This is a genomic window from Bacillus sp. 01N42_2 (assembly GCF_056399565.1).
This window is the reverse complement of sequence record NZ_JBFTRO010000009.1, coordinates 125,047-151,654: the sequence shown is the minus strand read 5'-3', so window position 1 is coordinate 151,654 and position 26,608 is coordinate 125,047. Positions and strand designations below refer to the sequence as shown.

At 48.7% G+C, this 26,608-nt stretch carries 20 protein-coding genes; 5 read left to right on the top strand and 15 right to left on the bottom strand.

Annotation, left to right across the window (positions count from 1 at the left end):
- Positions 1-15 precede the first annotated feature (15 nt).
- Positions 16-1,035: an NADP-dependent oxidoreductase gene (locus AC1DN5_RS17440; protein WP_366970075.1), complete on the top strand. Its 1,020-nt coding sequence runs from the start codon at positions 16-18 to the stop codon at positions 1,033-1,035.
- Positions 1,036-1,088: 53 nt separating this feature from the next.
- Here the strand turns inward: AC1DN5_RS17440 and AC1DN5_RS17435 are convergent, their stop codons facing one another.
- Positions 1,089-1,535, bottom strand: coding sequence for a GNAT family N-acetyltransferase (locus tag AC1DN5_RS17435; protein WP_366970076.1), 447 nt, complete (start codon positions 1,533-1,535; stop codon positions 1,089-1,091).
- A gap of 72 nt (positions 1,536-1,607) precedes the next feature.
- The gene (locus tag AC1DN5_RS17430; RefSeq protein ID WP_016936974.1) at positions 1,608-2,738 is read right to left on the bottom strand and encodes a DEAD/DEAH box helicase; all 1,131 of its coding nucleotides are present in this window, start codon (positions 2,736-2,738) and stop codon (positions 1,608-1,610) included.
- A gap of 170 nt (positions 2,739-2,908) precedes the next feature.
- Between AC1DN5_RS17430 and AC1DN5_RS17425 the strand changes: the two genes are divergently transcribed.
- A complete protein-coding gene (locus tag AC1DN5_RS17425) occupies positions 2,909-4,465 on the top strand; it encodes an ABC-F family ATP-binding cassette domain-containing protein (RefSeq protein WP_045927113.1) in 1,557 nt (518 codons plus the stop codon).
- A 43-nt stretch (positions 4,466-4,508) separates the two neighbouring features.
- Here AC1DN5_RS17425 and AC1DN5_RS17420 read toward each other — a convergent pair whose 3' ends face one another.
- The 3 genes from AC1DN5_RS17420 to abc-f form a co-directional block, all read right to left on the bottom strand.
- Positions 4,509-5,693, bottom strand: a complete 1,185-nt coding sequence (locus AC1DN5_RS17420; protein WP_366970077.1) for an MFS transporter — start codon at positions 5,691-5,693, stop codon at positions 4,509-4,511.
- A 63-nt stretch (positions 5,694-5,756) separates the two neighbouring features.
- Positions 5,757-6,179, bottom strand: coding sequence for a MerR family transcriptional regulator (locus AC1DN5_RS17415; RefSeq protein WP_366970078.1), 423 nt, complete (start codon positions 6,177-6,179; stop codon positions 5,757-5,759).
- 179 nt (positions 6,180-6,358) lie between these two features.
- Positions 6,359-8,248 (bottom strand): ribosomal protection-like ABC-F family protein, encoded by a 1,890-nt coding sequence (gene abc-f / locus AC1DN5_RS17410; protein WP_099744473.1) that lies wholly within the window; start codon positions 8,246-8,248, stop codon positions 6,359-6,361.
- A 158-nt stretch (positions 8,249-8,406) separates the two neighbouring features.
- Here abc-f and AC1DN5_RS17405 point away from each other — a divergent pair, with 158 nt between their 5' ends.
- Positions 8,407-9,474: a tetratricopeptide repeat-containing glycosyltransferase family 2 protein gene (locus tag AC1DN5_RS17405; RefSeq protein WP_366970079.1), complete on the top strand. Its 1,068-nt coding sequence runs from the start codon at positions 8,407-8,409 to the stop codon at positions 9,472-9,474.
- A 46-nt stretch (positions 9,475-9,520) separates the two neighbouring features.
- On the opposite strand, the gene AC1DN5_RS17400 is transcribed toward AC1DN5_RS17405, so the two are convergent.
- The 3 genes from AC1DN5_RS17400 to yfmT form a co-directional block, all read right to left on the bottom strand.
- On the bottom strand, positions 9,521-10,420 hold the full coding sequence (locus tag AC1DN5_RS17400; RefSeq protein WP_366970080.1) for an SDR family oxidoreductase: 900 nt from the start codon (positions 10,418-10,420) through the stop codon (positions 9,521-9,523).
- A 127-nt stretch (positions 10,421-10,547) separates the two neighbouring features.
- Positions 10,548-10,952: a methyl-accepting chemotaxis protein gene (locus tag AC1DN5_RS17395; protein WP_411810546.1), complete on the bottom strand. Its 405-nt coding sequence runs from the start codon at positions 10,950-10,952 to the stop codon at positions 10,548-10,550.
- 465 nt (positions 10,953-11,417) lie between these two features.
- Positions 11,418-12,875, bottom strand: coding sequence for a benzaldehyde dehydrogenase (yfmT, locus tag AC1DN5_RS17390; protein ID WP_441397074.1), 1,458 nt, complete (start codon positions 12,873-12,875; stop codon positions 11,418-11,420).
- 246 nt (positions 12,876-13,121) lie between these two features.
- On the opposite strand from yfmT, the gene AC1DN5_RS17385 reads away from it, so the two are divergent.
- Both AC1DN5_RS17385 and AC1DN5_RS17380 read left to right on the top strand, forming a co-directional pair.
- Positions 13,122-14,507 (top strand): amino acid permease, encoded by a 1,386-nt coding sequence (locus AC1DN5_RS17385; RefSeq protein ID WP_016936966.1) that lies wholly within the window; start codon positions 13,122-13,124, stop codon positions 14,505-14,507.
- Positions 14,508-14,623: 116 nt separating this feature from the next.
- On the top strand, positions 14,624-15,853 hold the full coding sequence (locus AC1DN5_RS17380; protein WP_366970081.1) for an MFS transporter: 1,230 nt from the start codon (positions 14,624-14,626) through the stop codon (positions 15,851-15,853).
- A gap of 28 nt (positions 15,854-15,881) precedes the next feature.
- Here the strand turns inward: AC1DN5_RS17380 and AC1DN5_RS17375 are convergent, their stop codons facing one another.
- The 7 genes from AC1DN5_RS17375 to AC1DN5_RS17345 all read right to left on the bottom strand — a co-directional run bounded on the left by AC1DN5_RS17375 (position 15,882) and on the right by AC1DN5_RS17345 (position 26,456).
- Positions 15,882-16,820 (bottom strand): putative nucleotide-diphospho-sugar transferase, encoded by a 939-nt coding sequence (locus AC1DN5_RS17375; protein ID WP_326124587.1) that lies wholly within the window; start codon positions 16,818-16,820, stop codon positions 15,882-15,884.
- A 15-nt stretch (positions 16,821-16,835) separates the two neighbouring features.
- Positions 16,836-17,996, bottom strand: a complete 1,161-nt coding sequence (locus AC1DN5_RS17370; RefSeq protein ID WP_366970082.1) for a glycosyltransferase family 2 protein — start codon at positions 17,994-17,996, stop codon at positions 16,836-16,838.
- A 27-nt stretch (positions 17,997-18,023) separates the two neighbouring features.
- Positions 18,024-18,935, bottom strand: coding sequence for a putative nucleotide-diphospho-sugar transferase (locus tag AC1DN5_RS17365; protein ID WP_366970083.1), 912 nt, complete (start codon positions 18,933-18,935; stop codon positions 18,024-18,026).
- Positions 18,936-18,957: 22 nt separating this feature from the next.
- Entirely contained in the window at positions 18,958-19,926 is a 969-nt protein-coding gene (locus AC1DN5_RS17360) for a GDP-mannose 4,6-dehydratase (protein WP_366970084.1), read from the bottom strand.
- Positions 19,927-19,932: 6 nt separating this feature from the next.
- Entirely contained in the window at positions 19,933-20,697 is a 765-nt protein-coding gene (rfbF, locus tag AC1DN5_RS17355) for a glucose-1-phosphate cytidylyltransferase (protein WP_016936960.1), read from the bottom strand.
- A gap of 218 nt (positions 20,698-20,915) precedes the next feature.
- On the bottom strand, positions 20,916-22,844 hold the full coding sequence (gene ltaS, locus AC1DN5_RS17350; protein ID WP_016936959.1) for a lipoteichoic acid synthase: 1,929 nt from the start codon (positions 22,842-22,844) through the stop codon (positions 20,916-20,918).
- A 426-nt stretch (positions 22,845-23,270) separates the two neighbouring features.
- Positions 23,271-26,456 (bottom strand): bifunctional cytochrome P450/NADPH--P450 reductase, encoded by a 3,186-nt coding sequence (locus AC1DN5_RS17345; RefSeq protein WP_366970085.1) that lies wholly within the window; start codon positions 26,454-26,456, stop codon positions 23,271-23,273.
- Between the last annotated feature and the right edge of the window lie 152 nt (positions 26,457-26,608).

The window sequence follows — 26,608 nt, the reverse complement described above, 5'->3', positions numbered from 1 at the left end:
GAAGGAGGATGCATCATGCCGAAAAATCAGCAGCAGATTCAATTAGCGAGACGCCCTAAAGGCGTTCCCGTCCATGACGATTTCCGCTTTGAAACGATTGCCGTTCCCGAGCCGCAAGACGGTGAAGTGCTTGTAAAAACGAGTTATGTGTCCGTTGATCCGTACATGCGCGGACGAATGCAGGATACAAAATCATATGTCGAGCCGTTCGCTTTAGATGAAGCCATAACAGGCGGAGTGATTGCCGAGGTTCTCACAGACGGCAATAAGCTGAAAAAAGGCGATATTGTGATCGGGAATCTCGCATGGCAGGAATACTCAGCAGTGAATGAGTCCGCCCTCCGCAAACTGGACACGGATATCGCACCCGCCTCGGCGTACCTCGGCATTTTAGGGATGACCGGACTGACCGCTTACTTCGGGCTGCTTGATATCGGCCGTCCGAAAAAAGGCGAAACCGTCGTCGTTTCAGGGGCTGCGGGCGCCGTCGGCTCAACGGTCGGGCAGATTGCCAAAATCAAAGGCGCGCGGGTTGTCGGCATCGCCGGTTCTGACGAAAAAATCGCGTATCTGAAAGAGGAGCTTCAATTTGATGAAGCCATTAATTACAAAACGGCGGATGATATTCAAAAAGCGCTTGAACAGGCATGCCCTGACGGCGTCGATGTCTATTTTGACAATGTCGGCGGACCGATTTCGGATGCGGTGATAAACCTGCTGAATGAATTCGCCCGCATTCCGGTATGCGGAGCGATCTCTTCATACAATACCGAAAGTGAAGAGGAAGACATGGGCCCCCGCGTACAGCCGAAACTGATTAAAACAAAAGCGCTGATGCAGGGATTCATCGTCGGTGATTATGCTGACCGCTTTTCCGAAGGCGCGAAACAATTGGCTGAATGGCTCAAGGACGGGAAGCTTCATTATGAAGAAACGATTACGGAAGGATTCAGCCATATTCCTGACGCATTCCTCGGTTTGTTTAAAGGAGAAAACAAAGGCAAACAGATCATCAAAGTCAGTGATCTAAGTTAACATGATGATGAAAAAAAGGAGGGCTTTGTTCCCTCCTTTTCTGCTTTTTCGGATCAGCTGCGAAGAATCAAAGTCAGGAAGCCGTCTTCATCCGGCTCCGTATCTTCCAAAGTGAATCCCGCTGCTTGAAAGCAGGCTAAACTGATTTGATTGTCTTTTTCGATGCTTGCCGCCCATTCCCGCACACTGGTAAACCCAGGGTCAGTCAGGAGTTTTTGCAATATCCGTTTTCCGTACCCTTGAAGCTGGTACAAAGGATTGACGATCAATCCGATATACACCCGTTCCTCCACAAACTCTATAGAGACTATGCCTGCGGGCAGCTGCCCGTCATATGCCATAAAGACAGTATCGTCTTCATCTTTATTCAATCGTGCATACCACGCATCTAATGGCAGCATCGCATCCATTCTCCGTCTGATATTATCGTCCTTAAACCAGTGCTCAAGTATTTTCAGCTCACGTTCCTTCAATATTTGAAATCTGTCTATTGAAACCATCTTCCCATCCCCCGCGCGAACCTTTTCTATTATTTTACAAAAAAAAACGAAGGGCTTCCCGCCCTCCGTTTCTTATTTCTCAGATAATTTTCCGCCTGAATAAACGGCCTCTTTCAGCTCAATTCCGAGTGATTTGGCCATTTTTTTCAGTTTGGATTCTTCCATCGGCGTGACAAGGCTGAGTACCGTTCCTTCTTTACCGGCCCGCCCCGTCCGGCCTGATCTATGAATGTACCCGTCTGCATTCGGGATGTCCGCGTGAATGACGTACGGAAGATCGTCGATATCAAGTCCGCGCGCTGCTATGTCAGTCGCCAGAAGCAGCGGAAATTCTCCCCGTTCAAACGCTGATAGTATCTTTGCCCGCTCCATTTTTTTCGCTTCTCCGTGCAGGATGCCGAGATCCACGTGATGATAGGCGAGTTTTTCCGCATAGACGCTTAAATTTCCGATATCTCTGACGAACACGAGCGCCTGCATGCCGTTCAGCCGTGACAGCTTTTGCAATAGCTTCACTTTATCCCGCTGATCGCAGACGAGATATTGATGCGTGACGCGCGCTTTTTCCGCCGTATTCCGCTCCACCTTCAAAACGGCCGGTTCGTGTGCAATTCCATTCAGCACCTCTTCTGTCTCCGGCTGCAGCGTAGCAGAAAAGCTTAAAAGCTGGCGGTCTTTCAGCGTCGTTTTAATGATTTTTTTCATTGTTTCGCGGTGTTCCTTTGTCACGAGCTGATCTGCTTCATCAAGAACGATCGTCTTGACTTCATGCATTTTCAGCTTTTTCGCCTGAATCAATTCGAGCACCCTGCCCGGTGTGCCTGCAATGATATGCGGTTTATTTTTGAGCTTTTCCACCTGCTTTTTCACGTTTGCTCCGCCGATTAAAGACAAGGCGCGAAGGTCGGAGCCTTTTGTCCAATCCTGAATCACCTGAAAAATCTGCATCACAAGCTCGCGGGACGGCGCTAAAATAATCACTTGCGGATGTTTTTGCTCCGGATTGATCCGCTCCAGAACCGGAAGCGTATACGCCAATGTTTTTCCGGTTCCCGTCGGGGATTCGGCGATGACGTCTTTCCCTTCCATGATCACCTGAGCGGCTTTTTCCTGAATGTCGGTCGGCTTCTGAAAGCCTGACGCTCTCCAGTTTTCGGCGATAAATGGTTGTGTATGCTGTAAAAATGGCCATGTTTGGGTCATGTCGTTCTCCTCAATTCTTAAAATCTACTCCATAGTATCTCAAATGCACGCGGCAAACGCAATTTTCTTTTTCCTTCCAAGCCTTTTAACAAACGGTCTCCTCCTTTATAATCATTAATGAGAAAGACACATAATGAAAAAGCGTGTCTGATAACGATAGAGGTGTAATGATGAGTATTTTATCCGTAAAAGATTTAAGCCACGGCTTCGGTGACCGTGCGCTTTTTAACAATGTATCGTTCCGTCTTTTAAAAGGGGAACACGTCGGCTTAATCGGAGCTAACGGCGAAGGTAAATCAACATTTATGAATATTATTACCGGAAAGCTTGAGCCTGATGAGGGAAAGGTTGAATGGGCGAAAAACGTGCGCGTCGGCTATCTCGATCAGCATACTGTGCTTGAAAAAGGCAAAACGATCCGCGACGTGCTGAAAGATGCGTTCCATTACTTATTTGCGATGGAAGAAGAAATGAATGAGATTTACAACAAAATGGGCGAAGCGGACCCTGATGAGCTTGAGCAGCTGCTTGAAAATGTCGGTGTCATTCAGGACGCCCTGACAAATAATGATTTCTACGTGATTGACAGCAAAGTTGAAGAAATCGCCCGCGGCCTCGGCCTGCAGGATGTCGGCCTTGACCGCGACGTCACTGACTTAAGCGGCGGACAGCGGACGAAAGTGCTGCTCGCCAAGCTGCTTTTGGAAAAACCGGAAATCCTCCTGTTGGACGAACCGACGAACTACCTTGATGAGCAGCATATTGAATGGCTGAAACGCTATTTGCAGGAATATGAAAATGCGTTCATCTTAATTTCTCACGACATTCCGTTTTTAAACAGCGTGATCAATTTGATTTATCATGTGGAAAATCAAGAGCTGACGCGTTATGTCGGCGACTACCATCAGTTTATGGAAGTATACGAAGTGAAAAAACAGCAGCTCGAAGCGGCCTACAAAAAGCAGCAGCAGGAAGTGGCTGAGCTGAAAGATTTCGTCGCCCGCAACAAAGCGCGGGTCAGCACGAGAAATATGGCGATGTCCCGCCAAAAGAAACTCGATAAGATGGATATGATTGAACTGGCGGCTGAAAAACCGAAACCGGAATTCCATTTCAAGCCGGCGAGAACGTCAGGCAAGTTGATTTTTGAAACGAAGGACTTAGTCATCGGCTACGATACCCCGCTGTCACGTCCGCTCAATCTCAGAATGGAACGCGGACAGAAAGTCGCCCTGTACGGCGCGAACGGCATCGGGAAAACGACGCTGTTAAAAAGCCTGCTCGGTGAAATTCAGCCGCTGGAAGGCACGGTGGAGCGCGGCGAGCATCAATACACGGGCTATTTCGAGCAGGAAGTAAAAGAAACCAATAACAATACGTGCATCGAAGAAGTGTGGAGCGAATTTCCTTCCTTTACCCAGTACGAAATCCGCGCCGCCCTCGCCAAATGCGGCCTGACCACTAAACACATTGAAAGCCGCGTCTCCGTATTAAGCGGAGGAGAAAAAGCAAAGGTCAGACTGTGCAAGCTGATCAATTCAGAAACAAACCTGCTCGTGCTTGACGAGCCGACAAACCACCTGGATGTCGATGCGAAAGAAGAGCTGAAACGCGCACTGAAAGAATACAAAGGCTCCATTCTGCTCATTTCCCACGAACCGGAGTTCTACATGGATATCGCGACAGAAACATGGAACTGTGAATCTTGGACGACGAAAGTGCTGTAAACACAAAAAGGAACTCCCGCCTGTGCGGAAGTTCCTTTTTTTCTTAATGTCCGGCTTTTATTCCGGCGAGATGTTTGCGTCCCATGAGAAGGACAAGCATGCCGACAAAAACGACGATCCCGCCAACTGTATATGGCGTGCTTGCGGTAAAGTGTTCTGACAGCATTCCCGCAATCCACGGAGCGAGCGCACCGCCGATAAAGCGGACTGAGCTGTAGGCTGAAGACGCGATTGAACGTTCAACCGGCGCAGAACCCATCACAGCCGTTGTCATGATCGTATTCACCATACCGAGCACGGCACCGGCGACAACGATACATGTAATGATCAACGTCTGATGGTCAGTCCAGATCCCCATGACGATGAGAATGACCGCAAAGGCGATAAAGAGAACGACGAGCGAACGCACTGTTCCCAGCGCTTTGTGCACGAGCGGAGCCGTAAAGACTGACGTAATTGCCAGCAATAACCCCCAGCCGAAGAAGACGTATCCAAGACCGTGTTCATCTAAATCCAGAACGAACGGAGAATAAGCAAGCAAAATAAAAAATCCAAAGTTGTATAAGAATGCCGATACGGCCATCGTTAAAAGGCCTTTATATTTGAGCGCCTTCATCGCATCAAACACACCGACGCGTTTTGCCGGTTTCGGCAGCTTCGGCAGCATGAGTGAAATCGCGCAAAGCGCTATAAACATCAGGACAGACACTCCGAAGAACGGAGCGCGCCATGAAATGCTGCCAAGCTCTCCGCCTGCAAGCGGCCCGACGGAAATCCCCAAGCCGAGCGCGGCCTCATACAAAATAATGGCTTTGGCGCTGCCGCCGACAGATACCCCGACAATGACAGCAAGCGCGGTTGAAATAAAGAGAGCATTCCCAAGCCCCCAGCCGCCGCGATAGCCGACAAGCTGAGCGATTGAACTTGAGTTTCCGCCAAGGGCGGCAAACACGATGATAAAAATAAGTCCGAGAAGCAGTGTCCATTTCGCGCCGATCCGGCTGGAAATCGCGCCGGAGAAAAACATCATAAAACCGGTAACGAGTAAATAACTTGTAAATAACAGAGATACTTCACTAGGTGAAGCATGTAATTGTGCGGCAATCGCCGGAAGTATCGGGTCGACGAGTCCGATTCCCATAAAGGAAATCACACAGGCAAACGCAACCGCCCAAACGGCTTTCGGCTGGCTGAATAAACCTGTTTTCTGTTGTGATGATGTATCCATTTGATCAGACCTCCTATTTAATCCATTAAAAGAAACGCTATCTTCATAGCGTTTACAGCAAAATCATTCGATTGATTGAATGGCGCAGTCAGCTTTTTCTTTCATTCCGTTAAGGCGCTCTTTAAAATGCAGAAATGTGCTGATCTTCTCATCAATCATCTCAAGCTGGTGGTTCAATGCGTGCTGAAGCTCTTCCAGCTTTGCTTTCCGTTCCTTCGGATCCAGTGACAACAAGTACCCCTCTTTGTTTAATTCCAGCTGACGGCTCATCTCCATAAACTGCTGAAGCTCCTGAAGGGAAAAACCGAGCACTTCTTTTGTGCTGATGACTTTTTCAAGCTCCTCCATATCATCTTCAGAGTAAAGCCGGACGCCGCCTTCTGTCCGTTTAGGAGCAGGAATCAAACCAATCTCCTCGTAAAAACGAATGGTTCGTTTTGTCAATCCGCTTCGTTTGGCAACTTGATCAATCTTCATCCATTCCAAGGTGAATCCCCCTCTTGTCGTTTCTGTTTCTATTATACACCTTTTGAACCTTAACGTAAACGTGAAGTTTTGAAAAGAAATTTTCACTGGATAAACATCCATACCACATAATGGGCATCTGTTCATGACAAAAAAAGCCGGTATGACCCGCCATTTTCTTTGGGCCGTACCGGCTTTTTTTAATTCTCAAGTTCTTCGATCATCAGTGACAATTCGGTCCAGCGCTCCATCGCCGCTTCAAGCTCTTCAGCCGTTTTTGCCTGTTCGGCCATCAGTTCTTGAATCTTTCCGAAATCACTTCCCGCTTCAGCAATTTCCGCTTCCAGACGCTGATGCTTTTCTTCAAGGCCGGCGATTTTATCTTCGATGCCGTCCCATTCGATCTGATCTTTGTATGAAAGCTTTTTGCGCTTTTTCTTTGGCTCTTCTTCCGCCTTTTTCTCTTCGGCCGGCTGTTTTACCGCAGTCTTCTTCGCTTTTGCGTATTCCATGTATTCACTGTACGAACCTTGGAAACGCGAAATGACGCCTTGTCCTTCAAATACGATCAGGCGGTCCACAACACGGTCAAGGAAATAGCGGTCATGGGATACGGTAATGACGACGCCCGGAAACTGTTCGATGTAATCTTCGAGCACGCTTAATGTTTCTGTGTCCAGATCATTGGTCGGCTCATCTAAAAACAGCACATTCGGCTCCTGCATCAGTACATTCAGCAAGTACAGACGGCGCTTTTCCCCGCCTGACAGCTTTCTGATATATGTCTGCTGCATCGGGCGCGGGAACAGAAAGCGCTCAAGCATTTGTTCCGCGGTGATGACATCACCTTCCGCCGTCTTGACGATTTCAGCCGTCTCTTTTATATAGTCAATGACTTTCATATCGCCGTTCATTTCGCTGTGGTCCTGGGTGTAGTACCCGATCCTGACCGTCTGCCCGATGGTGATGCGGCCGCTGTCTGGCTGAATTCTGCCGGCGAGGCTGTTTAAAAGTGTCGTTTTCCCGATTCCGTTCGGCCCGATGATGCCGATTCGTTCACCCGGAATGACAAGCTCGTTAAATTGGCTGATCAGCGCTTGGCCGCCGTAGGTGAGGGTGACGTTTTCCGCTTCTATCACCTGTTTTCCGAGACGGTGGGAACCGATCGCGAAATCGAGCGATCCGGAGACTGCCGGCCCTTTTTGCTCCTTGAGCGCCTCCGCTCTTTCCACTCTCGCTTTTTGTTTCGTTGAGCGTGCTTTCGCCCCTCTTCTGAGCCACGCCAATTCGCGGCGCAGGAGGTTTTGACGTTTCGTTTCTTTCTGCTCTGCCAGCGCTTCCCGTTCGGCCCGTTTTTCCAGGAATACTTCATAGTTTCCCTTATACGTATAAAGGCTGCCTCTCTCAAGCTCGTAAATTCTGTTCGTCACCCTGTTCAGAAAATACCTGTCGTGCGTGACAAGCATGACGGCGCCCGGATATTGCGATAAGTAGCCTTCCAGCCATTCAATCGTTTCATTGTCCAAATGGTTTGTCGGTTCATCCAAAATAAGCAGGTCAGCCGGCTGGATGACGTTTTTCGCAATCGCGACGCGCTTTTTCTGGCCGCCGGACAGCTCGCTGACATCCTTCATCAAGTCGGTGACACCGAGTTTGGTTAAAACCGTTTTGGCTAATGTATTCGCCTCCCACGCATCATTCGCGTCCATTCTCGCCTGCGCATCAAGCAGGTGCTTTTGGCGCTGTTCATTTTCCGGCTCTTCATTCAGCTCCTGAAGCGCTTTTTCGTACTCCCGCATCGTTCTCATAACGGCTGAGTCACCGGAATAAATATGCTCAAGGACGGTTTGTCCGGCAGGAAGATCGGGATCCTGATGCAAAAACTCAATATGCACGTTTCCTGAAGCCGTCATCTCGCCTTCCTCCGTTGATTCAAGGCCGGCAATGGTTTTCAGAAGCGTGGACTTCCCCGTTCCGTTCGGGCCGATTAAACCGATTCTTTCATTCTCTTCAATATGAAAGGAGATATGGTCGAATAATGTCTTTTCTCCGTATGTTTTATAAAGATTTTCCGCTTTTATGATGCTCATGGTTCCTATCAATCCTCACGTAAGTTCATGTGTTCATTTTAAATCAGGCGTTGGAATAAAACTAGTAAAAGGGCAGACAAATTTCTTGGAAGCGATCATTTTGTCCGAAGAATGTTTCCGCCTCTCCTTTTATACACTGGAGGTGAAGAGGTGATGACATGATTAGCATCAGTTTATGCGTTATCGTGAAAAATGAAGAGGAAGTGCTTGCGGGCTGTCTTGATTCCGTCAAAGACATTGCGGATGAAATTGTGATTGCTGATACGGGGTCGACCGACCGGACGAAAGAAATCGCGGCCCGTTATACGGATAAGATTTATGATTTTGAATGGGTCGATCATTTTGCGGCCGCCCGTAATTTTGCGTTTTCGAAAGCGGAAATGGAATATATTCTGTGGCTGGACGCCGACGATTTGCTGACGGAAAAGGATCGTGAAAAGCTGATTGAACTGAAGGCGTCGCTTTCAAAAGAGGTGGACGCGGTATCCATGTATTATCACGTCGGCTTTGATGATCGGGGAGAGGTCAGCTTCAGATACCGCCGCAACCGTCTCGTCAAGCGGGAAAAAGGGTTCCGCTGGATCGGAGCCGTGCATGAGTATCTGGAAGTATACGGAAACATTATAGAAACCGATATCGCCGTCACACACCGCAAATCCGAGAAAAAGCACTCGCCTCCCTCAGACCGCAACCTGAGGATTTACGAGAAAATGGCGGAAAACAGTGAAACGATGACACCGCGCGATTTATTTTATTTCGCGAATGAATTAAAGGATCACGGCCAGTATCAGCGCGCCATTACGTATTATCATCATTTTCTTTCCACTAAACAGTGCTGGATCGAAGACGAGATCAGAACGTGCCAATACCTATTCGATTGCTACAGGGCGGTCGGCCATGAAGAGGCCGCCATGACGTCGCTCTTAAAATCATTTTTGATTGATTGTCCGCGGCCGGAGTTCTGCTGCAGGCTCGGCGACTATTTTACGGAGAAACGGCAATACCTGCAGGGCGTGTTTTGGTATGAGCTCGCTCTATCCGCCACATACAGCGATTCAGGCTTTACCCAGCTCGAATATTCCACCTGGTATCCTCATCTGCAGCTCTGCGTCTGCCACTGGCAGCTCGGCGACAGAGAAAAAGCGAAGATTCATAACGACAAAGCCGCCTCCTATCACCCGTCACATCCGAGCGTACTGTATAATCAAAACGTGCTCGGCACATAACATCAAAAAAAGAGCTGCCCCCTGTAAGAGGGCAGCTCCTTATTCATTACGCCGTCGGAATACCTCCGCTGACACTGTAAATCTGGGATGTCACATAGCTCGATTCTTCTGATGCCAAAAAGACATAAATCCCTGCAAGCTCCGCGGGCTGGCCGGCACGCTGTAATGGCACGGCCGGTGTTTCCTTGCCGAATTTCGGAATGTTTTCACCGGGCTGTCCTCCGGAAATCTGAAGCGGCGTCCAGATCGGCCCCGGCGCTACAGAGTTGACTCTGATTCCTTTATTCGCCAGCTGCTTTCCTAAGCCGACGGTAAAGCCGATAATGGCATGTTTTGTCGCCGCATAATCCAACAGCATCGGACTTGGATTGTACCCTTCGACAGAAGTTGTGGTGATAATAGACGCGCCTTCCGGCAGATACGGAAGCGCCGCTTTGACGAGCCAATACAGTGAGAAAACATTAACTTCGAATGTTTGATAGATTTGTTCTGTGGCAAGATCGCTGATATCATCCACTGCCTGCTGTTTGCCGGCGACAAGGGCGAGCGTGTCAAGACCGCCAAGCTCTTGATACGCTTTTTCCGCCAATTCTCCGCAAAACGCTTCATCGCTTAAATCTCCGGGGAGCAGAACGGCTTTTCTTCCTTCTTTTTCAATTAACGCTTTCACTTCTTCGGCATCCGGCTGTTCCTCAGGCAGATAGTTAATGGCCACATCCGCCCCTTCCCGGGCATAAGCAATCGCGGCAGCCCGGCCGATCCCCGAATCGCCGCCGGTGACGAGGGCTTTTCTTCCCTTCAGCTTGCCTGCTCCTTTATAGCTTGTTTCGCCGCAGTCCGGCACAGGCTTCATCTCTTTCTGCAAACCGGGCGGCTTCTGATATTGTTTTGGAAATTCATCATGATCATATTTCGTCAGCGGGTTGTGCAGATTTGCATCAGACATACAAAACTCTCCTTTATCATTGGTGATGTATTCGTATGTGTACCCCTGAGCATGACGGATCAAACGTGTAAGTGCAGTTTCCGATTGATAAACGAAAACAAAAAAGGAGCCCGTAAGCTCCCCTTTTTTATGAATCCCCGAGCACGTTTTCAGCCATTTTCGCTAAATGCTGGGCGCTTCCTGAAATCTCCTGCATCGTGGCAGAAATTTGTTCAACCGCCGCCGCTTGGCCGTCTGTGTTCTGGTTGATGGATTCAATAGAGTCCTCCAGCCCTTTCAACAGGCTGTGGATTTTTTTCGTAATCTGGTCAATTTGTCCGACGTTGTCTTTTGAATGAGTGGCAAGCTTGCGGATCTCATCCGCCACCACGGAAAAGCCCTTTCCGGATTCTCCAGCTCTCGCAGCTTCAATGGCCGCGTTCAAACCGAGCAGATTGCTTTGATCTGAGATGCCCTTGACAGTGACGGAAATGTCGGCGATTTCTCCCGCGCTTTCACTGACTTGTTTCGCCTGAGCGGAAATCCCGGTCATCTGTGCTGAAAAGCCGCTGATGGATTCTGAAATATCCGCGATGGCTGAAGCGGTCTGTTCCACGACGGCGGACAGGCTTTCAGCGACATCATGAAGCTTGGCTGATTTTTCAAGGCTCGTGCCGAGGCCGACGCCGCCGATGACTTTTCCATTTTCATCGTGAAGCGGGATCGCTCTGGCGATCAGCGGAAATCCGAACAGCTCTTTCGGCACCATGCTTGTCTTCTTCTGATTCAAACGGATTGCGTCTGTAATGATGTCTCCTTTTTGGAGCGGGTCTCCCGGCTTTACGTTAAGAGAAAACGTTTTAGCCGGAATATTCACGATTAATTTTTCTGTATCATAAATTCCGATGGTGATGTCATCTTGGATCAGGCTGTTTAAAAAAGGCGCAACTTTGACAAAAGCGTCAAGCAGGCTGTGCGTTTGCTGTTCCGTCTGTATACTCATTTCTTTCACTCCTTCTTAATATGGGAATTGCCGTTTTTCATGCTGAACCGAAATCCATTTCAGCGTAGTGAATTCTTCCAGGCTCCATTCGCCGTTCAGCCTGCCGAGACCTGATTGCTTCTCGCCGCCGAACGCGACATTCGGTTCATCATTAATGGTCGTATCGTTGACGTGAATCATGCCGGTTTCGATCCGCTTAGCAAACTCAACGCCGCGCTCAACGTTTGCCGTATGCACGGCTCCGCTTAAACCGAACGGTGTCGCGTTTGCGATGCTTACCGCTTCATCCTCCGTTTCAAACGGCATAATGCAGACGGCCGGACCGAACAGTTCCTCTTTTGCGATACTCATCTCAGGTCTTACATCTTTTAAGATGACGGGTTCAGCTACCGTTTTGCTGAATCGGCCGGAAAGCACCGGAACCGCTCCCTCTTCTATCGCTTTTTCAACGGACCGTTTCAGACCTTCCGCCTGTTTCTCATTGATTAAAGGCCCGATCACCGTATCAGGGTCCATCGGATCGCCGACTTTCAGCGATGACACTTTCGCTTCGTAAAGCTCTGTGAATTTGTTATATACAGATGTGTGAACGAGCACGCGGTTCGCCGACATGCAGATCTGGCCCTGATGCGTAAACCGGCTGAATACGGCCGCATTGACGGCGTATTCGAGATCAGCGTCCTCAAGCACGATCAGCGCGCTGTTTCCGCCAAGCTCCAAGAGCGGTTTTTTAAAGTGCTTGATCGCAAGCTGTCCGATATAGCTGCCCACTCCGGTTGAACCCGTAAATGAGATAATCCGCGGCACGGGATGCTCAACAAAACTGTCGCCGATCTCCCCGATATCCGTCACGATGACATTCAGCAGCCCGTCCGGTACGCCGGCCGCTTCAAAAATCTTCGCAATCAGTGTTCCGCCGCAGATCGGTGTTTCTTCATGAGGCTTCAGCACAACGCCGTTGCCCGCTCCGAGTGCCGGCGCAACTGATTTCACCGAAAGGAAAAACGGGAAATTAAACGGGCTGATGACCCCGACGACACCGGCTGGTATTCTGTACAGCCTGTTTTCTTTTCCGTCAATCGTGGACGGGAGAATTTTCCCTTCCATCCGCACCGGAAATGTTGCGGCTTCTTTTATCATATTTTTGACAAGTCCGATTTCAAACTCAGCCTTCAGCCTTGTTCCGCCAAGCTCCTCCATGATTAAGTAAATGATCGCTTCTTCGTGCTCTTCGATGAAAGATACGGCTTTTTCCAAAATGGCCCGCTTTTTAAAAGGATTGACTTTGTCCCATTCTTGTTTCGCAAGAGCCGCGGCGCGATACGCCGCATCCACGTCATCAGGCGTCGCTTTTCGGAATGAGGTGATGACTTTCTGAGTATAAGGATTTCTGTTTTCCAATACGTTCCGGCTGCTCCCATCCCTCCATCGGCCGCCGATAAACTGCTTATTTAGTTCTTCATATTGAAACATGTAAAAACATCTCCCTTTCACCGAAACTTGAAAATAGTTGATGAGTCATTTTTTGTATCGGTCTTAACGTGAGAAAATTGAACTATTTCACAATAAAATTACTGTTCCTTCCGCACATCGACGCTTTTGAGCTTTTTCCTTTTAAAGTGGAAAATTCTTTAATTGACTGTGCGAAATTTCGACAATATAATACAAACGTCAGTGTATATAATGATATGAATATTATGAATTTTCAGGAGGACCCATATGTCTTTATTATTTCGGAAAAAGCCGATCGCCGACTTAAAGGTCCAAAGCAAACAGGCCGGTCTGGCCCGCTCGTTAAGCGCTTTTGACTTGGTTTTACTCGGAATCGGCTGTGTTGTCGGCACGGGGATTTTTGTGATTACCGGGACCGTGGCCGCAACAGGGGCAGGACCGGCTTTGATTCTGTCGTTTGTGCTCGCGGGCCTTGCCTGCGCGCTCGCAGCGTTTTGTTATGCGGAATTTTCTTCATCCATTCCGATTTCAGGCAGCGTATATACGTACTCCTATGTCACTCTCGGAGAATGTCTCGCGTTTTTAATCGGATGGGACTTAATGCTTGAATATGTCATTGCGCTCTCCGCCGTCGCAACCGGCTGGTCATCGTATTTCCAGTCGCTTCTTGCGGGCTTCGGGATGCATCTTCCGGAGGCGCTGACCGCCGCACCCGGGAGCAAAGCGGGCGCTGTGCTCAATCTGCCGGCCGTTATTATTATTTTGGTGATTACCGCGATTGTTTCAAGAGGCGTGAAAGAAAGCACCCGCTTTAATAATGTCATTGTTTTGATGAAAATTGCGATCATTTTGCTGTTTATCGTCGTCGGATTCGGCTACGTGAAACCGGAAAACTGGTCGCCGTTTATGCCGTTCGGAATGAAAGGCGTCATCACGAGCGCCGCGACCGTTTTCTTCGCGTATCTCGGATTTGATGCCGTGTCAAACGCATCGGAAGAAGTGAAGAACCCGCAGAAATCAATGCCGATCGGGATTATCGGCGCGCTCGCCATCTGCACCATCCTTTACATTACCGTGTCGCTCGTTCTGACGGGAATGCTTTCGTACACTAAATTAAATGTCGGAGATCCGGTATCATTCGCGCTCCAATTTGTCGGCCAGAACAAAATCGCGGGCATTATTTCCGTCGGCGCGATTATCGGGATTACAACAGTCATGCTTGCTCTGCTGTACGCTCAGGTGCGTCTCACATTTGCGATGAGCAGAGACGGTCTTTTGCCCCGCGTATTTTCCAAGGTGCATCCGCGTTTTAAAACACCGTTTCAAAACACCTGGGTGACGGGGATCGTTGCCGCCGGGATCGCCGGCCTTATTGATCTGGGAACCTTGGCGCATCTCGTCAACATGGGAACCTTGGCGGCCTTTACGGTCATCGCGATCGCCGTCATCGTTTTAAGAAAGAAACATCCGGAGATCAAATCTTCCTTCCGTGTTCCTTTCGTTCCTTTTGTGCCGATCATCAGCGCATGCTTATGCCTCTATCTCGCAAGCAGCCTGCCCGGCGTGACATGGCTTTCCTTTGTCATCTGGATCGCCGCCGGGATCGTCGTTTATATGGTTTATTCGAGAAAACACAGTTTGTTAAACAAATAAAAAGGGAGGCTCTTTTTTCGATTTGAGAAAGAAGAGCCTTTTTTGCTCTTGATCATTCATTCACCTTATGAATAATATGGTGTATGCTTTGCTTACATAAAAGGAGGAGAATCACTTTGGCAATTGCCGCACCGATGAAAGAAAAACCTGTCCATCGTCCCGATACAACCATGTATTCCATTTTATTGATTATCGGGATTTGTCATTTGCTGAACGATACACTGCAAGCGGTGATTCCGGCGATGTTTCCTATTTTGGAACGTTCTATGAGTCTTACCTTTACACAGCTCGGAATGATCGCCTTTACGCTGAATATGGTGTCTTCCGTAATGCAGCCCGTCATCGGCTGGTATACGGATAAACGCCCGATGCCGTATGCCCTGCCGCTCGGACTCACCGCAAGCATGCTCGGCATTTTAGGTCTCGCGTTCGCCCCGTCTTTTCTGACGATTTTATGCTGTGTATTTTTTATCGGCCTTGGCTCCGCCGTCTTTCATCCTGAAGGATCGCGTGTCGCTTACATGGCCGCCGGCGAAAAGCGCGGCTTGGCGCAATCGATTTACCAAGTCGGCGGAAATACCGGCCAGGCGATGGCGCCCCTGATTACCGCGCTGATTCTCGTTCCGCTCGGTCAATTCGGCTCTGTCTGGTTTACACTTGTCGCCGCAATCGCTGTGCTGTTTCTCATTTATATCGCCAAATGGTATAAAGGCCGCCTTATTCATTTGCGCGCCGCAAGTAAAAAATCACCGGCTGCCGCTGTGGAGACTGTGATTACAAAGCCGATTATTCTTGCCCTTATCATGATTATCTTCTTGATTTTCGCGCGTTCCTGGTATGTGAGCGCGATCGGCAACTTTTATACGTTCTATGCGATGAATGCCTATCATGTCAGCATTCAGCAGGCACAGAGCTACATCTTCGTCTTTTTATTCTTCGGGGCTGTCGGAACGTTTCTCGGCGGGCCGCTGGCAGACCGTTTCGGAAAGCGGAACGTCATTATCGTATCAATGATGGCATCGGCTCCCTTGACGATTTTCCTTCCGTTTGCGGGGCCTGTTATCGCCTATGGCGTACTGGCGCTGATCGGCATTGTCCTGATGTCCAGCTTCTCTGTGACCGTTGTCTACGCGCAGGAGCTCGTTCCGGGTAAAATCGGCACGATGTCAGGGCTTACGGTCGGGCTCGCCTTCGGAATGGGCGCGATCGGAGCCGTTGCGCTCGGCGCCCTCATTGATTCCGCTGGATTGACGCCGACCATGACAGCCGTCGCCTTTCTGCCCGTTTTAGGACTGCTCGCGTTTGTCCTGCCAAGCGACAAAACATTAAAAGAATTGCATTCATAAAAAAATCCCTGCCTTTTCGGCAGGGATTTTATGTTTCAACCGTATAAAAATGAGTGTCAGGAACCGCATATCTCGGAATAAACCCGTCTCTGAAATCGGGAAACGCCTTTTGAATGTCATCAATCCATTTTTTTACGTTTTTGATGTACGGCACGTAAATCATATTGACTGTCGCCTCGTCATCAATGTGATAGTACCAGCACAGATTGAATTCGTTCTCCGTGACGAGCGTAAAGCCTGAAAAATGATAAAAAATCAGCGGAGTGTCATTGACATATACAGCCCCGTCACGCAGGCTGACTTCGTATTGCTCAATATTCCACAGCGCGGCATTCGCGCCGATCGACTCCGTGACATGAACGTGCTCAAACTGCGCGGGCCACTTTTCAACATACCTTTGGTCACCGTATGTCTTTTTTTCTTCATTCATCTCCACCGTACAATAGGAGATGCAATCCTGTCTCCACTGCCAGACCGCCCGATACGCCTCCTCGGTATTCCGCGCGCCGACAAACCCGGTGTTGTACTGCCCGGTCAGCTTGTAATAAGACGCAAACCGTTCTGAATTGCGGTGATCCGTCAGGAAAAGAGAAGCATCCGGCTTTTCCGCAAACAGCTCGCCCGCATCTGAGAAGAAAAAGAGATCGGTGTCCAAATGGGCAAAATATTCGGCTTCATCATACTCCGTCATCACATGGAACAGAAATGCCGGCTTCAGCGTCCAGCAATATTCATGAAACGTCCGCCCGCCCTTTGCTTCAAGCAGCTCCGGGTCCTCCATTTCATGGAGCTGAACCGCCGTGACATGCTCCCACGGCACCTGCTGAAGCAGTTCATACGCCTTCTTGTCAACACACAGCACATACAGATGAAAATCACGGCAATGCTCATGGAGAGAATGAATCATCGGCATCAGTTTAAAGATATGCGTTCTTGAAACAATGGTTGAAAAATGATATTTACTCACCATATCACATCCAATTTATTTTAGATCCACATGCAGTAAATCAGCAAACAGCGCTTTGAACGCTCTTGCAAAGTGCGTAACGCCCAGCTTTTTTTCTGCTTTTGACAAAAGCTTTTGGGCCTCCGGCAGATGAAAGCTATTCGCCGTGATACGCGGGCTTTTCGTCCTCCAGTCCGGATCGAGGTTGCGGTCTTTAACTGCGTGCATCAGCTCAAGAAAGATGTACAGCAGGCTTTCATATTTCTCATAATCAAGCAGCACTTCGATGTCTGCCATAATGCTGTTGGTTAACTCCGCGTCAAACGGGCCGTTAAACGCGAGGTGCACGTCAAGCGAATGGATGTCATTGTACTTGTCGCACATGTACGCGATATTCGCCCTGATGTCATCAACGGAAGCACAGTTGCTCGGATGCTCCTGATGGACGCTCATGATATCGCGCCGCAGCTGAAACGACAAGCCCGACTGGTGAAGCCTGATGCCGAGATCATAATCTTCAAACCCGTATCTGACAATGCCTTCATCAAACAGACCGAGATCTGCCACGTGCTGCCGTTTGACTGATGAATTGTTCGTAATGAAAAAACGCCACGGCAGACGGTAGCCTTTCAAGTCGTCTCCGTATTTTCCCAAAATGCTTTTCAGCACACGTATAAAATCGGTATCTAAGTCAAAGCATTGGTCGAGAAAGCTTCCGTCTCTGATGGCACTTTCCTCAAGAAGCGGCTCTTTATCGCCCGGCAGCTCTTCATACAGTTCGGCGAGCTTTTCCTTGTGCTCTTTTTCAAAACGGTCATAATAAAAGCTGTACAGCCGCTTCCAGAACATACCGCATACGACAAGATCGTCCCGGTTCTCATGAGCCTTGATATGCTTCGCCACCAAATCCTTTTCGGCAAGCATGTCACTGTCATGGAAAATCAAAATATCGCCTCTGGCATTGCGGACCGCCTGATTCCGGCCGTAAGCGATCCCTCTGTTTTCTTTAATTCTCACAAAAATCAGCGGAAAATTCGCGCTGAATGATTCGAGCATGGATAAGGTTCCGTCTTCTGAACCATTGTCAGCCACAATCACTTCGAACGGCTCTGTGCATTCCTGTTCATTCAGGGACAACAGGCTGTTATAAAGCCGCTCCCTGGAATTATATGCGGGAACTATGACGCTTGCCTTCACTTTTGTTCACTTCCTGTATATAATCATTTATTTGTTATCATTCTCAGATGCAAAGCCGCTGAACTCCGGACAGACGGCGCTGACCGTCCCGATCACCTGCTTCAGAATGTCTTTGTAAAGCTGATGGACAAACGGCAGGTCGGTCCGGGTCTTCTCGTGAATCTGCCGAATGTCGCCGGCTGTGATGATCCGGTATCCGCTGAAATGATAGAAAATCAGCGGACTCCCGTCTTCGAGCACAAGACGCCCGTCCTTCCATGAAAATGTGTGCCGGCCGTAATTCCAATGGCCGATATTCACACCGGGCGTGGTGATGTCACACACATTCGGGAATAGATCAGACATGTGATCCAAGTAGCCCTGATCTCCGAATTTTCCTTCACCCGGCGCATTTTTGCATTCTTCAAGGCAGCGTTCTTTCCACCATCTGAGACAATCTGTGCCGGCCCGGTCGTTTTTGAAGCTGAGAAAACCGGAATTATACCGGCCTAAAAGGCGCTGCAGCATGTCAATTTCCTTTTTTTTAAATGAGGGGATGACGATATCGCCCCGTGACAGAAGCACCGAACAATCCGGCTGATTTTCAAAAATCGGGCGCGGATCAGCGAAAAAAAACAAATCGGCATCAATGTACGTGACACGCTCTAAGTCCGGATGTCCGTCCAGCACGAATTCGAGAAATACCGGCTTCACCGTCCAGCAGTATTCGCTCTGGTCTCTCGTCCGCTTCAATTCAAGGAGCTCCTCATTTTCCAGTGCAGACACCGGAATCAGGGTGACATTATCCGGATGCATTGCCTGAAGCACGTCATAGGTGTCTTGATCCATACACAAAGTAAAAATGGGGGCGTCCGCCTGAACTTCTTTCAATGAGCCGAATAAAGCGATGGCCTGATACAGCCTTCCTTTTGATAAAACTGTGCAATATGCGCTTGTCACGTCTTTATCACCTCTGTTTCTGTTACTTTTGAAAAAAGGCTTTATACCATTCGATCGTTTTTTCCAACCCTTCATCAATGGTATGCGCGGGTGTCCAGTTCAGAAGCTTTCTCGCCTTTTCCGCCGACAAATATTGATGCTTGATTTCGTGGCTCCCCTGGTTGAGCACCTTCGGCTTCAAGTCACTGTTCATGGCCTTAAGAATTTTTTCTACAAGTTCCAGCACCGTCAGCTGAATCTCATTGCTGAAGTTGAACGCTTCTCCCGCAAGATTGAGCTCCTCCATCTTTTCCGCCAGCAAAAGGTACGCCTCGACCGCATCCTCAATGTAAAAATAATCACGGATAAATGTGCCGTCGCTGCGGATTTCCGGCGCTTCACCGTTCAGCACGAGCTGAATCGTCTGCGGGATAATCCGGTTGAAATTCAAATCCCCGCCGCCGTACAAGTTGCCGCAGCGCGTAATACAAACCGGAAGGCCGTACGTATTAAAATATGTGTGGCTTATCAGATCGGCACAGCTTTTTGACACATCATACGGATGTTTGCCCTGAAGAGGCATGTTTTCATCGTACGGCAGTGCCGGCTGGTCGCCGTACGCTTTATCACTGGAGGCGACGATCACCCGCTTGATGAGCGGATGCCGTCGGCACGCTTCAAGGATGTTCCATGTGCCGAGAATATTGGCTTCAAATGTGGAAATCGGATTGCGGTTTGCGACGCCGACGATCGCCTGTGCTGCTAAATGAAAGACCGTGTCGATTTCATATTCGCCCAGCGCCCGCTCAATCACATCCAGATCTTCAAGAGCGCCCTGCACGATATTCATCTGCTTCACTTGTTCTCCCTGATACAAATTAGATTTGGGCACAGTGTCACGGACAAGGCCTGTCACATTGGCCCCCTGATCGATCAGTTCCTTTACCAAGCAGCTTCCTAAAAGACCTGTACATCCCGTCACAAACACATTTTTATTTTTCCAGAAACTCAAACTTGATCACCATACCTTCCATACATGTTGTCCTTGATCCCACATCTTGTTGATTTCCAGCAGGTTTTTATACGTATCGATCGCCGTCCAGAAACCGTAATGCCGATATACCGCCAATTCGCCGTCCTTCGCCAGCTCCTTCAGCGGTTCTTCTTCAAACATGACATCGCTGTCTTTCGGCAGATAATCAAATACCTTCGGGCTGAGCACGAAGAATCCGCCGTTGATGATGCCGTCACTCGAGGTTTTTTCAGAAAAGCTTTTCGCCATGCCGTCTTCGACCGTCAGCGTCCCGAATTGTGAGGTCTTTTCAATACCGGTGACGGTTGCCGCAGCCCCTTTTGATTGATGATAGCTGATCAGGTGAAACAGGTTGATGTTGGCCAGTCCGTCTCCGTATGTCATGAGAAAGGTTTCATCACCGATGATGTCCTTTGCCTGTAAAAGCCGCCCCGCTGTCTGCGTGTGTTCCCCCGTGTCTAAAAAAGTGATTTTCCACGGCTCGGATTTTCCCAATATCCGCACTTCTCCGGTAGAGCTGTCGAGCGTCATACTGTGATTCTTCCAGTCATAATCTAAGAAATATTCCTTAATCAGCTCTCCTTTGAAACCAAGAAGCAGGATAAATTCGTTCACGCCATAGTATTGATAGAGTTTCATAATATGCCATAGAATCGGTTTTCCGCCTATCATGGCGAGCGGTTTGGGACGTTCATTGGTGATTTCGCTCATTCTCGTTCCTTTTCCGCCGCAGAGAATGACTGCTTTCATCTCTACCCCTCTTCTCTGTGAATATTGGATTCGAAACCGCCCGTACAAGAGAAACCAACCGGATAATTTGTCCGATTCTCTATCACCGGTTTCAAAATCTACTCTAAGATATGAGAGATTGGCGCCCTTTGTGACCGAAAGCTCTCTCTTTTTTCAGATTGGTGAAGATACACACAAAAAAAGAGCCTCACGGAAAACCATCCGTAAGGCTCTTTCTATTATTTATTATCCTCATTAAGCTTTTCTTTGCCGTAATGATATTTAGACGGATCAACCGGCGTAAAGTCGCTCAATTTGTGGAATCTGAGCAGGTCTTTGTACATCACGCTGTCAGACAGCTTCAGCTGCTCTGTGACTCTGGCTTTCAGATTTTTCGTTTCCTGATTGCCTTTCAGTTCTTTTCCTGTCTTCGTATCGTATACGACATTGGAGATAGAAGTATATTTCGGCGTGACGTAGTCTCCGTTACGGAACGTCACCGTATCATCATGGTCTTTCGAGAAGAGATCGGTACCGAAATTAATATATTTCTTAGAATCGATGCCTTCCAAGTGAAGGATCGTCGGCACAACGTCCATTTCACCGCCGAATGTATGGTTCACTCCGCCTTTTTTGCCAGGGATGTGAAGCATAAGCGGCACACGCTGGTTCTGCGCGTTTTGATAAGGCGTAATTTCTTTGCCGAGAATTTCTTTCATCGCGCGGTTATGGTTTTCAGAGATTCCGTAGTGGTCTCCGTAAATCATAATCACCGAGTTGTCATATAAACCGGATGACTTCAGATCTTTAAAGAACTGTTCAAGCGCTTCGTCGAGATAACGCGCCGTCTGGAAATAGTCATCTACAGTCGCATCGCCCGTTTTCGCTTTTTCGATCGTTGCGTCTTTTTCATCAAGCGTAAACGGATAATGGTTCGTCAGCGTGAGCAAATGCGCATAGAACGGCTGTTTCAGCGATTTAAGCTTCGGAATGGATTCTTTGAAGAACGGTTTATCCTTCAGTCCCATATTGACAAGGTTGTCATCAGACATATCGTATGTGCTGGCGTCAAAGAATTTGTCATAGCCGATATGTTTGTAAATCTGATCACGGTTCCAGAATGATTTGTAGTCACCGTGTAAAACGGCGCTTGTATAGCCTTCACTTTGGTCAAGGATGGCAGGAAGCGATTGATACGTGTTTTCCCCTTTTGTCACGAAGGCTGACCCTTCAGGCAGTCCGAACAGGCTGTTATCCATCATCAGCTCGGCGTCAGATGTTTTACCTTGGCCTGTTTGGTGGAAAAAGTTATCAAAGTACGTCATGTCCTCACCGCCGCGGGCGAGTTTATTCAGGAACGGCGTGACTTCTTTTCCGTCAAGTTTGTAGTTGATTAAAAACGATTGGAAACTTTCCAAGTGAATCTTAATGATATTTTTGCCTTTGGCCTTGCCGAAATACTCGGCGTTCGGCTTCGCATAATGCGACGATGTGTAGTTCTCAACGCTCGTCAGGTCATCGCTGCTTGCATATGCCCGCTGCGTTTCCGTCTGCGCCGTCTGCACGCCGTCATAAATCGTGTAATTATAAAGACCTAAGTATTTTACAATGTAATTGCGGTCAAACGTTCTTGTCAGCAGCTCCGGGCGGTCCTCTTCGGCAATCGCCAAGTTAACAAAGAACAAAACAATACCCGTCACGATAATTAATGACGTATATCGTTTTTTCAGCTTGAATTCCTTCAGCTCACGTCTCCACACCAGAAGTGCGATTAAAATAATAATGTCAACAAAGTACAAAATATCATGGCCGGACATAATGCTGAAGATGCCGTCTCCCATATTTCCGACATTACCGGATTGCTTTAAATTAGGGAATGTCAAGAAATCATCGAAGAATCGATAGAATAGGATATTCGCATACAAAATAAACGTCATGATGAAATCAATAATCACCATGATAATCGCTGATTTGCGGCCTTTCGCAAACAATGCCAGTCCTAAAAAGAAAATGGCGCTTGAGAACGGATTGATCACTAGCAGAAACTGCTGCGTCGGCCCCTTCACCCCAAGGTTGAATTCAGCATGATAGGCTAAATACGTTTTGGCCCAAAACAAAATAATAGCCAGTACAAAAAAACTAAGTCTGTAAGAAAATAATTTCTTCATGGCAACCTCTACTTTCCTAAACACTTTAAATCTGTATTCTTACTTTTTGCTTCAATTCCTGCTTTCCGAGCAAAACGAAAGCATCACACAGCCCCATAAACACACCATTTTAATAAACGATATATTTATCATTCGTGTCATGCCCATTGAACATCTTATCCCGCCAGCCATTAGACGCAGGATATCCGTTCTTCGTTTCACATTTTTTTCTGGCATTAAAAGGTACCGTTTCAAACCCGGTCTGAAACTAGGAAATACCAAATATAAGAATAACACAAACTATTAAAAACGAAAAATGAATATCAAAGACAGCCGCCCAACAGGCGGGCTGAAGTTATTGTATGCAAAGGGATTGAAAAACTTGAATATTTTTTTCCGCCGATGCAAAAAAGGACTGGAGTCATCCAGTCCTTTTCATCAAATCGGTCAAATGCCGGCCCAGACATCTTTTGCGTAAATGCCCTTTGTTTGGAGATCCAAAAGCCATTCTTGCGCTTGCCGTGCATCTGTTTCGTGAACCGACTGATACGCTTTTTGCAATGCTGCCTCTACATCAGGCGCCATTTTGCTTCCGTCGCCGCATACGTATAGATGCCCTCCCCGGTCAAGGATCGAAATTAAAGCTTCGGCATCCTCCGTCATGACGTGCTGCACATACGTTTTCGGCACGCCTTCTTTGCGTGAAAACGCCGTATGAAGCGTCACGACTCCGTCTTTTTCATAACCTTCAAGCTCATCACGGTAAATAAAATCATAATCGTTTCTGCATCCGAAATACAGATGAGCTTCCCCCAGCTCTTTCCCTTCTTCTTTTAACGCCGCGCGTGCCTGCAGAAATCCGCGGAAGGGGGCGACTCCTGTGCCGGGACCGACCATAATAATCGGTTTTCCCGGGTCTTCGGGCAGCCGGAACCTTGTTTCCGGAGTGCGGACAAACATTACGATACCATCCTCAGGGCTGCGTTCCGCCAAATAATTCGAAGCGACTCCGCGATACTCCCCCAAACCGCTCCGGGCGGGGCCGCGAACGACGCCGACGGTAATTGAAGCCTGCCCGGGATGTTTCCGCGGTGAGCTGGAAATCGAATAATAACGCGGCTTCAGCGGACGCAAAAGCTCCAGAAATCGCTCAAACGGCAGTTCACACGCTTCATATTTTTCAAGGAGATCGAGCATTGAGACGCGCAATGTTAAGATTTGCTCCTGATAGACGCCCTCTCCGAGTAAATCTTCCAATTCCCGTTTGTGCGGCGGGCAGACCGTATAAGCGGCCATTTCCCGGATTTGCGCCCTTGATGCCGCTTCCTGCAATTCGACACAGCTGCTCAGAAGATCGTGCAGCCTGACCGGCCGATCGAGCGGGAGATGAGCCGCGCTCTGTCCGCTGGCCGTCAGCAGCACTTGGTCGTTCCCGTTCAGATTATACCGGCGGAGAACACGGCCGACCTGCTCTTTGCTGTTTACAGGCAGAACACCGAGATGATCCCCCTCATTGTAAGCAGCCTCTTTCGGCAGAATAATTTCAATATGCCTTGTGCTCCGGCCGCTTTCCGGGGCCTGAAGCTCCCTGTTTTCCGCAACGGAGGCGTAAACCGCTTCATACGTCTGTGCCAAAGGGGAGCCGCCAAGCCCGCTCACAAATTGAAGGCCCAGCGTACTTCGCTCTTTTTCGGCATTTTCATTCAGCTTGAGATCGAACGCTTTCATGGCGTCCGCCCACATCCTTTTTTTCCATTCATCAAGCTGTCCTTCAAAATCGCCGCTGACATCTCCTTCGCCGCGGGCAGAAAAGCGTTCCGCCCCTTTTTCGGCAAGCTTTTCATCAATCAGTCTCGGAACGGCCTGATATGTCGCCGCCCAGTTATGGTCACCGCAGCCGAAGACAGCATATCGGACGCCTTTCAGTTCCCCGGGTTTGACTTCTTCAAGCCATTGCACGAATTGCCCCGCGTTGCTCGGAGGCTTTCCGTTATAAGAGGATGTAATGATCAAGAGCGCTCCTTCTTTCGGCAGTTTTCCGATCCGGTCATTTAAGGGCTCTGTTTCAGTACGGACGCCGTGCATCCCGGCAGTATCGGCAAGCTCCCGCGCCACGCCTTCTGCAGTTCCCGTATCTGAGCCGTACAGAATCAGAAGCGGACGGTTATCAAGTCCGATAATGGAAGCGCCTTTTGTCTCCTGTTTTTCTTTTTTGACGCCTTCTGCCGCTTTTTCAGCCGCCGGGAGAGCAGCCGAAACACCTTCTTTGTTTCGCGGCCGCATCCGAATATGAAAATCGCCGGGCTTGAGCGTTAATGTTTGTTTAATATCCAGCTCATAATCGGTGTGGTCTGTGAAGGTAAAATGCTGAAGAATCATACCCAGAACAAGAGTTGCTTCGTGCAGGGCGAACTGCATACCGATACATGCCCTCTGACCGTTTCCAAACGGCTTGTACGCATGGTGGGGCACTTGATCCGGATGTTCAAACCGCTCCGGATAAAATTCCTCCGCATTGTCGCCCCACGCCTCTTTATCACGGTGAAGCTGAGGAATTAAGACGGAAATTCTGTCTTTTGCCGTGATCGGATATTTCCCGCCGATCACCGTATCCTCTTTCGCATAAAGACTGAACGCAGGCGCGGTCGGCCATAGGCGCAATGACTCCTGCAAAATCATCCGGATATAAGTAAGATCCAGCACTTGTTTATATGAAGGAACGGGATCGGTCAATACCCGATCGGCTTCCTCATAGGCTTTTTCCAAAACACGGGGATGCTTCAGCAGAAAGTAGATGGCAAAGGAAAGCAGGCCGCTTGTCGTTTCATGGCCGGCAATTAAAAACGTGATGATTTGAAAGCGGATATTTTCATCGTCAAGTTTTTCGCCTGTTTCCGGGTCTTCCACATTCAGCATCCTGGCCAGCAGATCCTTTTCATCCCGGCCGCCGTCTGACTTACGCTCTGCGATAATATTGTCTACTAACGAAAACATCGCCTGAATGTCATGATGAAATTGGCGCTTCGTCCTGATCATGAGCTTATCCTGAACATCAAGGCGCTGCATTTGGTGCATCGCTTCATCAAGGGCGCGCACCATGCTGTTGATAAACGGGTGAGGCGTTTCCCTGTAATAACTGTTAAACCGATAGTTAAAACCGCACAGCCCGATCGTATCGAGCGTCAGCCGGGTCATATCGGCAGGCACATCAACGGCCTCATCCGGGTTCAGCCTTGCCCATTTTTGAATCAGCTGCACCGCAATATCCGTCATCATCGCATGATAATCTTTCATCGCGCGCTGGCTGAAGGTCGGCATCAGAATATTATGTGCCTTTCGCCAGTTGGGCTCATGCGTCCAGCTTGTAAACAGCCCGTCACCGGCAAACGCGCGGACTTTCTCCAAAGCCCCTTCAATGCTTTTATCGAACCGTTCTTCATCACAAACCTCTTTCACCAGTTCATGGCCTGACACGACGATAATCGTGCCCGCCGGCGTATGCAGCTGAAAAATAGGCCCCTGCTCATTTGCCAGTTTGAGAAGCGACATGGTGGGCTTGTCTTTATCAAGCAAAGGAAGATTTCCGAGCGGGCCGAACGTCTTCGGCTGCGGAATCGGACTTGTTTCCTTCATGAATAACACCCTTTCTTAAACGGAATGCGTTTCTTCCAACTACAGTGCCCTTTTCACCCGCTGATTATCCGCCAGGGCGGGCAATCCTCATTGACGATCATTAACGGTTTTTTCTATACTGGAGAGGCTTGTCAAATACAGAAATAAGGTGA